Source organism: Nocardia sp. NPDC058114, assembly GCF_042884695.1.
In the GTDB taxonomy this organism is placed as follows: Bacteria; Actinomycetota; Actinomycetes; order Mycobacteriales; family Mycobacteriaceae; genus Nocardia.
In genome coordinates this window covers 134,144-147,937 of sequence record NZ_JBHVTK010000007.1, presented here as the reverse complement: position 1 = coordinate 147,937, position 13,794 = coordinate 134,144, and the positions used below count along the sequence as shown (strand labels likewise).

General features: G+C 67.9%; 15 protein-coding genes. 8 read left to right on the top strand and 7 right to left on the bottom strand.

Translation table 11 applies throughout. From position 1 onward, the window contains the following. Window positions 1–10: 10 nt before the first annotated feature. From ACFVVI_RS25015 to ACFVVI_RS24990, 6 genes are all read right to left on the bottom strand, one after another. Window positions 11–949, bottom strand: a complete 939-nt coding sequence (locus tag ACFVVI_RS25015) for an acyl-ACP desaturase (protein WP_378651804.1) — start codon at window positions 947–949, stop codon at window positions 11–13. 94 nt (window positions 950–1,043) lie between these two features. Continuing rightward, window positions 1,044–1,652: a YdcF family protein gene (locus ACFVVI_RS25010; RefSeq protein WP_378991387.1), complete on the bottom strand. Its 609-nt coding sequence runs from the start codon at window positions 1,650–1,652 to the stop codon at window positions 1,044–1,046. Window positions 1,653–1,972: 320 nt separating this feature from the next. Then, window positions 1,973–2,206, bottom strand: a complete 234-nt coding sequence (locus ACFVVI_RS25005) for a hypothetical protein (RefSeq protein WP_378991385.1) — start codon at window positions 2,204–2,206, stop codon at window positions 1,973–1,975. 93 nt (window positions 2,207–2,299) lie between these two features. After that, on the bottom strand, window positions 2,300–4,291 hold the full coding sequence (recQ, locus tag ACFVVI_RS25000; RefSeq protein WP_378991383.1) for a DNA helicase RecQ: 1,992 nt from the start codon (window positions 4,289–4,291) through the stop codon (window positions 2,300–2,302). A 95-nt stretch (window positions 4,292–4,386) separates the two neighbouring features. After that, window positions 4,387–5,172 carry a histidinol-phosphatase gene (gene hisN, locus ACFVVI_RS24995; protein WP_378991382.1) on the bottom strand — a complete coding sequence of 262 codons (786 nt, stop codon included), beginning with the start codon at window positions 5,170–5,172 and terminating at the stop codon, window positions 4,387–4,389. 122 nt (window positions 5,173–5,294) lie between these two features. Further along, complete coding sequence (locus ACFVVI_RS24990; RefSeq protein WP_387447111.1) at window positions 5,295–5,876, bottom strand: NADPH-dependent FMN reductase; 582 nt, start codon at window positions 5,874–5,876, stop codon at window positions 5,295–5,297. A 141-nt stretch (window positions 5,877–6,017) separates the two neighbouring features. Here ACFVVI_RS24990 and ACFVVI_RS24985 point away from each other — a divergent pair, with 141 nt between their 5' ends. The 6 genes from ACFVVI_RS24985 to ftsX all read left to right on the top strand — a co-directional run bounded on the left by ACFVVI_RS24985 (window position 6,018) and on the right by ftsX (window position 10,812). Further along, window positions 6,018–6,875 (top strand): helix-turn-helix transcriptional regulator, encoded by an 858-nt coding sequence (locus ACFVVI_RS24985; protein WP_387447110.1) that lies wholly within the window; start codon window positions 6,018–6,020, stop codon window positions 6,873–6,875. Between the two features lie 44 nt (window positions 6,876–6,919). Then, a complete protein-coding gene (gene prfB / locus ACFVVI_RS24980; protein ID WP_056812604.1) occupies window positions 6,920–8,038 on the top strand; it encodes a peptide chain release factor 2 in 1,119 nt (372 codons plus the stop codon). A gap of 128 nt (window positions 8,039–8,166) precedes the next feature. Beyond that, the gene (locus ACFVVI_RS24975; RefSeq protein WP_378991378.1) at window positions 8,167–9,024 is read left to right on the top strand and encodes a mechanosensitive ion channel family protein; all 858 of its coding nucleotides are present in this window, start codon (window positions 8,167–8,169) and stop codon (window positions 9,022–9,024) included. Then, window positions 9,011–9,166, top strand: coding sequence for a hypothetical protein (locus ACFVVI_RS24970; protein WP_378632946.1), 156 nt, complete (start codon window positions 9,011–9,013; stop codon window positions 9,164–9,166). Before ACFVVI_RS24975 ends, ACFVVI_RS24970 begins: the two co-directional genes overlap by 14 nt. Before the next feature lie 54 nt (window positions 9,167–9,220). Further along, window positions 9,221–9,910: a cell division ATP-binding protein FtsE gene (ftsE, locus tag ACFVVI_RS24965; RefSeq protein WP_378632943.1), complete on the top strand. Its 690-nt coding sequence runs from the start codon at window positions 9,221–9,223 to the stop codon at window positions 9,908–9,910. Beyond that, window positions 9,910–10,812, top strand: a complete 903-nt coding sequence (gene ftsX / locus ACFVVI_RS24960) for a permease-like cell division protein FtsX (RefSeq protein ID WP_378991377.1) — start codon at window positions 9,910–9,912, stop codon at window positions 10,810–10,812. Before ftsE ends, ftsX begins: the two co-directional genes overlap by 1 nt. A gap of 70 nt (window positions 10,813–10,882) precedes the next feature. On the opposite strand, the gene ACFVVI_RS24955 is transcribed toward ftsX, so the two are convergent. Beyond that, window positions 10,883–11,263: a MerR family transcriptional regulator gene (locus ACFVVI_RS24955; protein ID WP_379312850.1), complete on the bottom strand. Its 381-nt coding sequence runs from the start codon at window positions 11,261–11,263 to the stop codon at window positions 10,883–10,885. A gap of 60 nt (window positions 11,264–11,323) precedes the next feature. Here ACFVVI_RS24955 and ACFVVI_RS24950 point away from each other — a divergent pair, with 60 nt between their 5' ends. Then, window positions 11,324–12,085, top strand: coding sequence for an alpha/beta fold hydrolase (locus ACFVVI_RS24950; RefSeq protein ID WP_387447106.1), 762 nt, complete (start codon window positions 11,324–11,326; stop codon window positions 12,083–12,085). Between the two features lie 283 nt (window positions 12,086–12,368). Beyond that, window positions 12,369–13,766 (top strand): acyl-CoA dehydrogenase family protein, encoded by a 1,398-nt coding sequence (locus ACFVVI_RS24945; RefSeq protein WP_378632930.1) that lies wholly within the window; start codon window positions 12,369–12,371, stop codon window positions 13,764–13,766. The last annotated feature ends 28 nt before the right edge of the window (window positions 13,767–13,794 follow it).

Genomic DNA, 13,794 nt, shown 5'->3' with positions numbered 1-13,794 from the left:
CATGGCCGACTCAGACCCTGGCGGCTGCCCTGGCCAGTGCGCGGTCGCGCTGCTCCTCGAAACGAGCCGCCTTGACCTCGAGGTCGAGCAGGTAGGTGTGCAGCTCGTCGCGGGCGATCTCGCCTTCGGGGCCGAAATCGGTGCGCTCGAAGATTCGCCAGATCCGCAGGGTCGGGCGCAGGACGACATCGAGGTGCTGGCGCAGGTCGTACACGCCGTGCTTGGCGAGCAGCACCGCGTTGCGGCGGAAGTTGGGCTGGTTGAGGCCGGGCATCTGGAAACGCAGGATCACGTCGGTGATGGCCCGCATGGCCTCGTCGGGGGTGAGGTCGAGAGCCGCCGCGCAGAGCTTGCGGTAGAAGATCATGTGCAGGTTCTCGTCGGCGGCGATCCGGGCCAGCATGCGATCGGCGACCGGGTCGTCGCACAGGGCGCCGGTGTTGCGATGGCTGATTCTGGTCGCGAGCTCCTGCAACGTGACGTAGGCGACGCCCTTGAGGAACTGCGAACCCTTCTCCGGCTTGGCGATGCCCGCGGTCATGTGCGACATCCTGGCCTCTTCGAGCGCGACCGGGTCGACCGCACGGGTCACGACGAGGTAGTCACGCAGGACGATGCCGTGGCGGTTCTCCTCGGCGGTCCACCGGCCGACCCAGGTGCCCCAGGCGTTGTCGAAGCCGAAGGTGTCGGCGAGTTCGCGGTGGTAGGAGGGCAGGTTGTCCTCGGTGAGCAGGTTGGTGATCATCGCCGCCTTGGCGACCTCGCTCAGCCGCGACTGCTCGGGGTCCCAGTCGTCGCCGCCCATGGCCGCGAAGTTGCGGCCCTCGTCCCACGGCACGTAGTCGTGGGGGTGCCACATCTTGGCCTTGGACAGGTGGTCGTTGAGATTGGCTTCGGCCGTCGGCTCGAGCTCGGCGAGGATGTCGCTGTCGGACAGGTGGAGCGTCATGGGTCGACGCTACGAGGCGAGGAGTGGGTTCTCGGGGTTATTGCCGAGATTTCCGCGACTACTCATCACACTGCCGACGTGCGGCGATGATCGGTCACAGCGGTGCGGGGCCGAAGCTGCCGACGTGCAGTGGCACCGAATCCCACTGAGCGCGGTCGGGCGTGAGGTCGCCGACAACCAGCACGCCCGCGTCAGCGAAAGCGCCTCTGGCCCGGGCGATGTGGTCCTCGGAGGTGACGAGAACGACCGAGCGCAAGCCCCTGTCGGCGAGCATGGCCGCGGTGTTGCGAGCGTTGGCCACCGTCGAGTCGGCCTCGGATTCGCGCAGGACCCGGCTCTCGTCGATGCCGGCGCCGACCAGCCACTCGGCCATGGCGTCGGCTTCGGACAGACCGGCTTGCGGGTTGCCGCCGGTGACGATGATCGGCGACCACGGCGCGAAGACGGCTTGGGCCAGGCCCGCGCGCAGTCGTCGCACGAGTTCCTCGCGCATCGTCCCCTCCGGGGTCAGGCCGTAACCGAGGACCACGACGGCGGTGTCGGGGCCGTAGATGCCGGGCAGGGTCGGTGTGCCCAGCGCCCGCGCGAAGTCGAGACCGGGCGGGGCCGGAAAGTCGGCACCGGCGGGTACCGGCACACAGGCCAATCCCGTGACCGCTATCGCCGCGCACACCACACGCTTGCCCCAAGTCCACCGCACCATTGCCGTCGCCTCCTCGAGCTCGGGCCGATCTCCGTGATCGGTCCCGCTCGGCAACGGTGCGCCGGGTCGTCGACGTCAGGTATCCCTTTGACCTGCGCCTACGACAACTCACATGCGCATGTCGGCCACCGCTGGTGCGTGGCATCGCAAAATTTCCGGAATCGGACGTCGGGGCATACGACGAATTGGCGAGCACGCGATCGATCGGCGGGCAGCGAGGGCGATCGCCGGAACACGACCGTCTGTGACACAGCACCGGATCCGACAGCGGCGTGTGGGAAATTGTCGAACGCGGCCGATCGGGCGGTGCGGACGGAACGTCAGCCTGGGCTCAGTACGAGGTAGAGGACCAAGGCAGCGGTGAAGATGGCGATCAGCGCGAGGGTCGACCAGCGTGGCCTGCCGCGGTGGATCACGCCGTGGTGAACGCCGAGCAGGGACGGCGCGACGACCGGATCGATGTGGCGGTGCGGCATCGGGGGTGTCGGGGTATCGGCTCCCGCACTCGGGCTGCTGCCCGACGTATCGTCGTCCGAGCCTTCACCGTTCGCCATGACTCGACAGTAACTCGGTGTCGTCCGATTCGGTGCGGGTTCCTCGCCGCCGCGCGTGTATGCCCTGCTGGGCGAGGAGCCGCGGGTGCACCGCTACTCCCCGGCCAGCGTGGTCAGCACCCCCTCGCCATAGCGAGCCAATTTGTTCTCGCCGACGCCGGCGACGGTGCCGAGGGCGGCGAGGTCGGCGGGTTTGCGCGCGGCGATCTCGCGCAGGGTGGCGTCGTGGAACACCACGTAGGCGGGCACGCCCTGTTCCTTCGCCGTCGCGGCACGCCAGGCCCGCAGGCGCTCGAACACTCCGACGTCGGCGGCGGGCAGGTCGGCGGTCGCCTTGGCCGATTTCGCGCTGCGCGCGGGGCGGGCGGCGCGTTCGGGCTCGCGCCGCATCGGCACCTTCCTGCCCTCGAACAGCACCTCGTTGCTCTCGTCGGTCAGTGCCAGGACACCGTATTCACCCTGTACCGCCAGCAGGCCGCCCGCGAGCAGCTGCCGCACCACCCCGCGCCATTCGGTATCGCGCAGATCGGTGCCGATGCCGAACACCGAGAGCTCGTTGTGCCGATGCTGGGTGATCTTCTGGTTGGTCTTGCCGAGCAGGATGTCGACGAGGTGGCCCGCGCCGAACGATTGTCCGCGTTCGCGTTTGAGCCGCAGCACCGTGGACAGCAGCTTCTGCGCGGGCACCGTGCCGTCCCAGGTTTCGGGCGGATTCAGGCACACATCGCAGTTGCCGCAGGCGCCACCGGTCTGACCGAAATAGTTGAGCAGCCGCGCGCGACGGCAGCCGACGGTCTCGCACAGGGCGAGCATGGCGTCGAGGTGCAGTTGCAGCTGTCGGCGATGGGCCGCGTCACCCTCGCTGGAGTCGATCATCTTGCGTTGCTGCACAACATCATTGAGGCCGTAGACCATCCAGGCCGTAGACGGCAGGCCGTCGCGGCCCGCGCGGCCGGTCTCCTGGTAGTAGCCCTCGACCGATTTCGGCAGGTCGAGGTGAGCCACGAATCGCACGTCGGGTTTGTCGATACCCATACCGAAAGCGATGGTGGCGACGACGATCAGGCCGTCCTCGCGCAGGAATCTGGACTGGTTCTCGGCACGGGTCCGGAAATCCAGGCCCGCGTGATAGGGCACCGCGCGAATGCCGTTCTCGTTGAGCATGGCCGCGGTCTTCTCCACCGAATTGCGCGAGAGGGTGTAGACGATGCCCGCGTCGCCGGGGTGCTCGGCGCGGATGAAGTCGAGCAGCTGACGGTCGGCGCGGTTCTTCGATTCGATCCGGTATTGGATGTTGGGCCGGTCGAAGCTGGAGATGAACTGTTTCGCGGCGCCGAGATCCAGGCGTTCGACGATCTCGGCGGCGGTCTTCTCGGTGGCGGTCGCGGTGAGCGCGATGCGCGGGACATCGGGCCAGCGTTCGTGCACCAGCGACAGCGCGAGGTAGTCGGGCCGGAAGTCGTGGCCCCACTGGGAGACGCAGTGCGCCTCGTCGATGGCGAACAGGGCGATCTTGCCGCGGTCGAGCAGGCGCAGCGTGGCTTCCAGCCGTAGGCGTTCCGGCGCCAGATAGAGCAGGTCCAGATCGCCCGAGACGAACTGTGCCTCCACCGTCCGCCGCTGATCCGGCGACTGGGTGGAGTTGAGGAATCCGGCCCGCACGCCGAGGGCGCTCAGCGCGTCGACCTGGTCCTGCATGAGGGCGATCAGCGGTGAGACCACAACGCCGACACCCTCGCGGACCAGCGAGGGCACCTGGTAGCAGAGGGATTTGCCGCCACCGGTCGGCATCAGTACCAGCGCGTCGCCACCGCCGACGACCTGTTCGACGATGGCCGCCTGGTCACCGCGGAAGCTGTCGTAGCCGAAGACGCGGCGTAATACCTCGTCGGCTGTCTCAGCGCGATCGGGAGCCGCGACCCGGCCCGGGGTGGCCGGGGCGAGATCGTCGAAGTGGAAGTCGCCGGTGTCGGCGAAATCGTGTTCGGAGACGTACCCGCCGTCGGACGGGTACGCGTCGTCGGGTGGGAAGTCCTCGGGCGGGAAGTCGTCGACATCGGGGGCTGTGGCGCCGGAATTGCTCACCGGGCCATCCTACGAGCGAGCGCCGGTCGCGCAGCCCGTCGACCGGAGCCGACGGCGGCGGATGCCGAAGTTGCGCACCTGTGGATAACTTCGATTCACCCGCGCAAACGGCCGAGGACCTCGTCGTGGAGCAGGCCGTTGGAAGCCACAGCGTCGCCGCCGTGCGGACCGGAGCGTCCGTCCAGGGAGGTGAACGCGCCACCCGCCTCGCGGACCAGGATGTCGAGAGCGGCCAGGTCCCACAGGGAGACCTCCGGCTCGGCGGCGATATCGACCGCACCCTCCGCGACCAGGCAATAGTTGAAGAAGTCGCCGTAACCGCGGACTCGCCAGACGGCGTCGGTGAGGTCGATGAACTTCTCGCGCAGACCGCGCTCGTGCCAGCCGGACAGACTGGAGAAGGCCAGGCTCGCGGCGTCGAGGTCGGCGACCGCGGATACCGAGATCGGCTTGGGCGCTCCGGGGTGGACCTGCACCCATGCGCCCGAACCGGCGGCGGCCCACCAGCGCCTGCCCAGCGCGGGCGCGCTCACCACGCCGACCACCGGGACACCGTCCTCCAGCAGGGAGATCAGGCTGGCCCACACCGGTACGCCCCGGACGAAGTTCTTGGTGCCGTCGATCGGGTCGACCACCCACTGCCTGCCGCTGAACTCGGCGTCGCCGCCGAACTCCTCGCCGAGCACGGCGTCGGCGGGGCGTTCGTCGGCGAGTACGCGCCGGATCAGCTGTTCTACCGCGAGATCGGCGTCCGAGACCGGGGTGAGGTCCGGTTTCGAGTCGACTTTGAGGTCGACAGCGCCGAAGCGCTCGTGGGAGATGGCGTCGGCCTGGTCGGCCAGTCGCAGGGCAAGGTCCAGGTCAGCGGAGTAGGCAGCCACGGTGGGAGTGTATTCGCCGAGCCGGCGCGCTCGAGTTCGCGGCGCGGTGAACATCGCTGCCGTTCCCCGCCCCGGCTCAGCGGCTCCGGCCGGGTGTCCGAGAACGCGCGAAAGCCGCCTGGTCAGGCCACGACCTGGGCTGTTTTCGCTGCGACCAGAGCACTTGTCCACCAGTGCAACTGGTCGAGGAGGGCCGTGGCGGCGGCTTCTGGTTCCTGCGGGTCGTGGAGTTGGCCGGTCTCGTCGAAGAGCATGTAGTAGCGCGGGAACGAGACGTAGTTGCGCACGGTGTGGGCGTTGAGTTCGTTGAACACTTGGCGCAGGTGTTCGATGGCCAGGAGTCCGCCGGAGCCGCCGCTGTAACCGACGAAGCCGATCGCCTTGGCGTCCCACTGGGTGAAGTGCCAGTCGATGGCGGCTTTGAGGGCGGCCGGGTAGCTGCGGTTGTAGTCGGGGGTGACGATGACGTAGGCGTCGGCCGCGGCCAAGCGGCCGGTGAGGTCGCGCATGCCGGCGGGGCGGACCGGGTCGGGGTCGAGGGCGGGCGGCACGGCGGGCAGGGCGGGCAGGGTGGTGTCGGCGAGGTCGATGATGTCGACCTCGAAGCGGTCGTCGACCTGCTGGGCGAACCAGTTCGCGACAACGGGGCCGAATCGTCCGTCACGGACACTGCCGATGATGATCGCGAGCTTCAGCGTGGACACGATGTTCTCCTGTTCGTCGTACCGGCTCGATCAGCCGGTACGACCAAATCTCGCGGACCGCGAGCGTCGCAGGGAGACCACGCTGAGAGTGGTAGTGGCACGGCCACTCTCCGATGCGCCGAGCTGGGTACCGTCGACGAGGTGAGCGACAACGAACTCGGGCTGTTCCTGCGGACCCGCCGCGAAGCGGTCTCCCCCGCCGAGGTCGGGCTGCCCGCCGGACAACGCAGGCGCACGCCGGGTCTGCGTCGCGCCGAGGTCGCGCTGCTGGCGGGCGTCAGTGTGGAATATCTGATCCGGCTCGAGCAGGGCCGCGACAGCCATCCCTCCGCCCAGGTGTTGTCCGCGCTGGCCGAGACGTTGCGGCTGAGTCCTCGCGAACGCGTCCACCTGCATCAACTCAGCAAAGGCGCGTCCGGGTTCAGTTGCGGCGCTGCCGAGAACGGTCCCAATCGCACGGTGCGTCCGACGATCCTGGCGATTCTCGCCCAGCTGGAACCCGCTCCCGCCGCGATCACCAACCGCTTCACCGAGATCCTGGCCTGCACCGAGGGCTACCGGAAGTTGATGGCGCCCGCGGGGCTGTTCGAGCAGGGCGAGCCCGCCAACGTCGCCCGTTTCGTGTTCACCCACCCCGGCGCCCGCGAGCTGTACCCGGAGTGGGACTCGGCTGCCGACAAGCTGGTCGCTTCGCTCAAGCAGGGCCCGTTCCGCGCCGATCCGATGGTCGCCGCCCTGGTCGACGAACTCACCGTGACGGCGGGCGGCGTCTTCACCGATCGCCTCGCGACGCTGCCCGGATTGCCGCCGTCCGGCGGGATCAACCGCCTCGATCATCCCGAAGCGGGCACGCTGCGGCTGGCCTACGAATCGCTGGATCTGTCCATCGACGACGACCAGTCGCTCTACGTCCTGCTCCCGGCCGACGAGGCCAGCGCGAACGCCCTCGACCAGCTGGTCGGACGCCGCCCAGGGGGCTTGCGGTCCATCGCAAGCTGACCGAATAGGCACTGTGTCGGACGGGACCGGTAGCCTAGGACATCGTGCATCCTGACGTTATCGCCGACCTCGCAGAACTCGACACCACGCTCAAGACGGTCGAGTCGGTCCTCGATGTCGAGGAACTACGCCGCCGTATCGATGAACTCGAGCACCAGGCCGCCGATCCCGAGCTGTGGAACAACCAGGAGCACGCCCAGCAGGTGACCAGTGAGCTCTCGCACGCGCAGAGCGAATTGCGCCGGGTCGAGGATCTGCGCCAGCGGCTCGAGGACCTGCCGGTGCTCTACGAACTGGCCGAGGCCGAAGAAGACGCGGCCGCCGCCGAAGCCACCGCCGACGCCGATGCCGAGCGCGCCGCACTGCGCGTGGACGTCGAGGCGATGGAAGTGCGCACCCTGCTCTCGGGCGAGTACGACAAGCGTGACGCGCTGGTCAACATCCGTTCCGGCGCCGGCGGCGTCGACGCCGCCGACTGGGCGATGATGCTGATGCGCATGTACATCCGCTGGGCCGAGCGGCACAAGTTCCCCGTCGAGGTCTACGACACCTCCTACGCCGAAGAGGCCGGCCTCAAGAGCGCCACCTTCGCGGTGAAGGCGCCCTACGCCTACGGCACGCTGTCGGTGGAGATGGGCACGCATCGCCTGGTCCGGATCAGCCCGTTCGACAACCAGGGCCGTCGCCAGACCTCCTTCGCCGAGGTCGAGGTCCTGCCCGTGGTGGAGACGACCGACCACATCGAGATTCCCGAGGGCGAGATCCGGGTCGACGTGTACCGCTCGTCGGGCCCCGGCGGCCAGTCGGTCAACACCACCGACTCCGCGGTGCGCCTGACCCACATCCCCACCGGCATCGTCGTGACCTGCCAGAACGAGAAGTCGCAGCTGCAGAACAAGATCTCGGCCATGCGCGTGCTGCAGGCCAAGCTGCTCGAGCGCAAGCGCCAGGAGGAGCGCGCCACGATGGACGCGCTCAAGACCAACGAGGGCGCCTCGTGGGGCAACCAGATGCGTTCCTACGTGCTGCACCCGTACCAGATGGTCAAGGACCTGCGCACCAACCACGAAGTCAACAATCCGACCGCGGTCCTCGACGGCGACATCGACGGTTTCATCGAGTCCGGAATCCGTTGGCGTATGCGCGATCAGGACGACGCGTAGCCAGCTGTTCGCTCACAAACCGTGCGCTTCAGCACGTTTGACCGCACGCCGTGACCGACCTGTAACCTTTCTGGTGTGCGTTCGACCGAACCGAAACTGTGCCTGTGCAGGTCCATGAAGGAGACGCGATGACCGACGTCCTCGCGGCCAACAGCGGACCCGAGATCAGCGACTGGATGCGTTCCAGTGGGCTGGAAATCGTCCTGCTGATCGTCGGCGCGATGCTGTTCGGCCGGTTCGCCGCGTTCCTGCGCGACCGGGTGACCACCAAGATCGACTCGGGTTTCCAGACCAGTGACGCCCTGGTCCGCACCGAGGCGGCCAAGCACCGTCACGCGCTGGCGCAGGTGGTCACGTGGGTGGTGCTGACCATCGTGTACGTGCTGGTCGGCATGGAGGTGTTGCGCAGGCTGGGCTTCGCGGTGACGGGACTGGTCGCGCCCGCGGCGGTGCTCGGTGCCGCGCTCGGTTTCGGCGCGCAGCGCATCGTCCAGGACATTCTGGCCGGGTTCTTCCTGATCACCGAGCGCCAATACGGCTTCGGTGACGTGGTGCAGATCTCGGTCACCGGTTCCGCCGACCCGGCCGAGGGCACCGTCGAGGACGTGACGCTGCGCATCACCACGCTGCGCAACTCCGACGGCGAGGTGATCATCGTCCCCAACGGGCAGATCGTGAAAGTCACCAATCTGTCCAAGGATTGGGCGCGCGCCGCGATCGACGTCCCGGTCTCCGCGCAGGCCGATATCACCAAGATCAACGAGATCCTGCACGCGGTGTGCACCAAGGCCTACGAGGATCGCCGCCTCAAACCGCTGCTGCTCGACGAGCCGTCGGTGATGGGTGTCGAAGATCTCTCGCTCGACGTGATGAACATCCGGATGGTTGCCCGCACATTGCCAGGCAAACAATTCGAAGTGGGTCGCGAACTGCGCGTGCGCGTCGCCGCGGCCCTGCGTAAGGAGGGAATCAGTGAAACCACGTAAGTCCACAGCGATCCTGATGGCGGCGTGGCTGTCGACGTTTGTCGTGTACCTGTTCGTCAAACCCACCGATACCGCCGCCGAGGGCCCGACGACGTTCCTCAACGCCGTACCGACCTGGGTGAATGCCGACCCCCAACCCTGATCGACGCGCCGCGTCCCGCTGAGGCGGTTGGTTCGCTGGTTACACTGGCTCCCCGTGATCACCATGCGCAACGTGACCAAGTCGTACGAGACCTCGACGCGACCGGCGCTGGACAACGTTTCCGTCGATGTGGAAAAAGGCGAGTTCGTCTTCATCATCGGCCCGTCCGGTTCGGGCAAGTCGACCTTCATGCGACTCCTGCTCAAGGAAGAGGCGCCGACATCGGGCGAGATCCGGGTCGCGGATTTCCGCGTCGACCGCTTGCCCGGCCGGAAGGTGCCCAAGTTGCGGCAGCGGATCGGCTGCGTGTTCCAGGACTTCCGGCTGTTGCAGCAGAAGACCGTGGAACAGAACGTCGCGTTCGCGCTGGAGGTGATCGGCAAGCGGCGCCAGTTCATCGACCGGACGGTGCCCGAGGTGCTCGACATGGTCGGTCTCGGCGGCAAGGGGCAGCGGTTGCCGTCGGAGCTGTCCGGTGGTGAGCAGCAGCGGGTCGCGATCGCGCGCGCGTTCGTCAACCGGCCGCTGGTCCTGCTCGCCGACGAGCCGACCGGCAACCTCGACCCCGACACCAGCGCCGACATCATGGCGCTGCTGGAACGGATCAATCGCGTCGGCACCACGGTGCTGATGGCCACCCACGACAATCACATCGTCGACGCCATGCGAAGGCGGGTGGTGGAACTCGACCACGGCAGACTCGTGCGCGACGAAGCGACCGGCGTCTACGGGGTGGGTCGATAATGCGACTGAGTTTCCTGTTCACCGAGGTCGTCGACGGCCTGCGCCGCAATCTCACGATGACCATCGCGATGATCCTGACCACGGCCGTGTCACTGATGATGCTCGGCGGCGGCATGCTGTCGGTGCGGATGGCCGACAAGACCGAGAACTTCTTCATCGGCCGCCTCGAGGTGCGCTTCTATCTCGACGACGCGGTCTCCGACACCGATCCCGACTGCGCCGCCGACCCGTGCAAGTCGCTGCTGGCCGACCTCAAGCAGACCTCGGGTGTGGAGAGCGTGCAGTTCCTCAACCGCGCCGACGCGCTGGAGGAGGCGAAGAAGCTGTTCGCTGATCAGCCGGAAATGGTGCAGTACATCTCCGACTCGCCGCTGCCTGCCTCGTTGCGGGTGAAGATGACCGACGCCGACCAGTATCAGCACATCTACGACGGCTTCGCGACGCGGCCGGGTGTGCGGATCGTGGCCAACGACAAGGAGTTCGTCGACCGGCTGACCAGCCTGTTCGACGGACTACGCAACGCCGCGTTCGGTTTGGCGCTGGTGATGGCGCTGGCCGCGATGCTGCTGGTGCTGAACATGGTGCAGATCGCCGCGTTCACGCGGCGCACGGAAGTCGGCATCATGCGCCTGGTGGGAGCGACCCGCTGGTACACCCAGCTACCGTTCCTGCTCGAAGCGGTCGCGGCCGCCTTCGTCGGTTCGGTACTCGCGATCCTCGGCCTGGTGATCGCCCGGCCGCTGGTGATCGACCGGGCGCTGGGGCCGCTGTTCGACAGCAATGTGTTCCCGCGCATCACCGGCGACGACATCGCGGTGGTTGCCCTGACGATCGCGCCTGTCGGCATCGTCTTCGCCGCCGTCACCGCCTACCTGACCCTGCGCTACTACGTGCGCGAATAAGGTTTGTGCGCGGCGGGGCCGGCTCGATCGGTCCCGCCGCGTCGACGGCAGCCGACGCCGAGCGTGCTGGTTACTCCAGGCCCGTCGACGGCCGCTGCCCGGCGTGGGCGAGGCTGGCGCCGAGTTGAGCGGCGAGTTGGGATCGCTGGCGGTCGAGGTCTGCGATGCGCCGGTCCAGTTCGGCGGTTCTGTCGGCCATGATTCGCACCGACATCTCGCAGGCTTGGACCGGTCCCGCGTCCTCGGCGCACGGCATCAGCAGGGCGATGTCATCGGTGTTCAGTCCTGCAGCCAGCAGTTCCCTGATCCGGGCGACCGTCGCTGCCGCCGATGCGGGATAACTGCGGTAACCGTTGCTGTCGCGGTGTGGATGCAGCAGACCCTGCTCCTCGTAGTAGCGCAGCAGCCGGGTGGCGACCCCGGTGCGTCGTGCCAATTCGCCGATCAGCATGTGACCACCGGCACCGTCGGCTTGACCTTCACACCCATGTCAATCCCTAACGTCGCCGCCATGACCACGATTCCCCTGCACACCACCGTCCATGGCACCGGCCCCGGCATCGTCCTCGCGCACGGCGCGGGCGGCGGGATCGAGAGCAACTTCGGCACCGTGATTCCGGCGCTCGCCGAGGGTCACACCGTGGTTGCCTCGGACTACCCGGGCGACGACACCCCCTTGAACCTCGACGACCTCGCCGACGCGCTCGTGTCGGCCGCCGTCGACGCGGGCGTCGAGACCTTCACCATCATCGGATTCTCCCTCGGCACCGCGGTGGCCGTGCGCGCCGCCACCCGCCACCCCGACCGCGTCACCGGCCTCCTGCTGACGGCCGGCCTGGCCTCCCCCGACAATCGCGCCCAACTCATCGTGCGGTTCTGGCAGGACCTCCTGGATCGAGGCGACCATGAATCCTTCGCCCGTCTCGTCGTGCTCACCGGTTTCTCCACCGGGTTCGTCAACACGCTGCCCGTGGCCGCGATCGATGACATCGTTCGCCAGACGGCCGCCTCGATTCCCGGCGGCACCCGGCAACAGGCGGCGCTGGTCGAGTCGGTCGACACCAGCCCCGACCTGGCCGCCGTCGCGGTGCCCACCCTGGTCGTGGCCACCACCGCCGACCTGCTGGTCGATCCCGCGAACTCGCGGGCACTGGCCGCGGCGATTCCCGGCGCCGACTACACCGAGATCGAGGCAGGCCACGTGGTGATGGTCGAGCGCCCCGACGAGTGGCGCAAACTGCTGACCGAATTCCTCGACCGCCACGGGCTGTAGCACTCCCCTGCCATCACCCGGGCCCACCACGACGAAACGTAGCCGCGGCGATGGCGGGCAGTCTCATGACACATAACGAATCAGGATCGACCGCAGCCATGAGTCTGGCCAGAAACGGCGACAACGGCGGCTGATCGGGGTAAGACCAGTCCAGTCGCCGACCAGCGTCGCAGAGGTCGGCAATCCCACTTTGGGTCGGCACACATCTTACTCTGGAGTAAGATAGACTTACCGAAGAGTAAGATGGTGGGGTCGAAGGCACCCCGACAGCCGAGGAAATCAGGTGATGATGAGCACTCGAGACAGCGCGACGAAGCGACGTCCGAACGACACGTCCGCGGTCGGCCTCAGCCAGCCCAAACGGGACTGGATGGGCGCCGCGATGCGCGCTTTGACGACCATTACCGGGTCGGAGCTCGCGGGCAAGTACAACCTGCGCAAGCCGATCGAGCGCGTCACCTACGAGGGCACCAAGACCGGGTTCCGCACCCTGGGCGCGGCCACTCGTACGTTCGCCAAGGTCGCGGGCGGCGGTGAGCCCAAGCGTCTGGTCGACAACGAGTCCAAGACCAAGGACTACTTCGATCTCACCCCGTCCGACGAACAGCAGATGATCGTCGAGACGGTGCGTGATTTCGCGGGCGAGATCCTGCGTCCCGCGGCCTACGACGCCGACAATGCCGCCAAGGCCCCGCGCGACCTGCTCGAGCGCGCCGCCGAACTCGGCATCACCCTGATCAACGTGCCCGAGGAGCTGGAAGGCGCGGCCTCCGAGCGCGGCGCCGTCACCAACTCCCTGGTCGCCGAGGCGCTGGCGCACGGCGACATGGGCCTGGCGCTGCCGATCCTGGCGCCGAGCGGTGTCACCGTCGCGCTGTCGCAGTGGGGCACCGACGCCCAGCAGCAGACCTACCTGCCCGCCTTCACCGGCGAGAGTGTGCCGCAGGCGTCCGTGGTGATCAACGAGCCGCGCGCCCTGTTCGACCCGTTCGCGCTGCAGACCAAAGCCGTCCGCTCCCCCAGCGGCTACAAGCTCAACGGTGTGAAGAGCCTGGTCCCGGCCGCGGCCGACGCGGAACTGTTCGTCGTGGCCGCCGAGCTCGACGGGCGCCCCGCGCTGTTCATCGTCGAGTCCGACACCGCCGGGCTGTCGGTGGAAGCCGACCCGAGCATGGGTCTGCGCGCCGCGGGCCTGGGTCGGCTGATCCTGGACAACGTGGCCGTCGGCGCCGACGCCGTCCTCGGCGACAGCGACGCCAAGACCCGTGCCGCCGAGTACGGCGACGCGGTGCAGCTCGCCCGCCTGGGTTGGGCCTCGCTGGCCATCGGCACCGGCCAGGCCGTGCTCGACTACGTGATCCCGTACGTGAACGAGCGTGAGGCGTTCGGCGAGCCGATCTCGCACCGCCAGGCGGTGGCCTTCATGGTCGCCAACATGGCGATCGAGCTCGACGGCCTGCGCCTGGTCACCCTGCGTGGTGCTTCGCGCGCCGAGCAGGGTCTGTCGTTCGCCCGTGAGGCGGCGCTGGCGCGCAAGCTGGCCACCGACAAGGGCATGCAGATCGGCCTGGACGGCGTGCAGCTGCTCGGCGGCCACGGCTTCACCAAGGAACACCCGGTCGAGCGGTGGTACCGCGACCTTCGTTCCGTCGGTGTCGCCGAAGGCATCGTGCTGGTCTAGGCCCGTTTCTCACCTTCCAGGAGCCCCC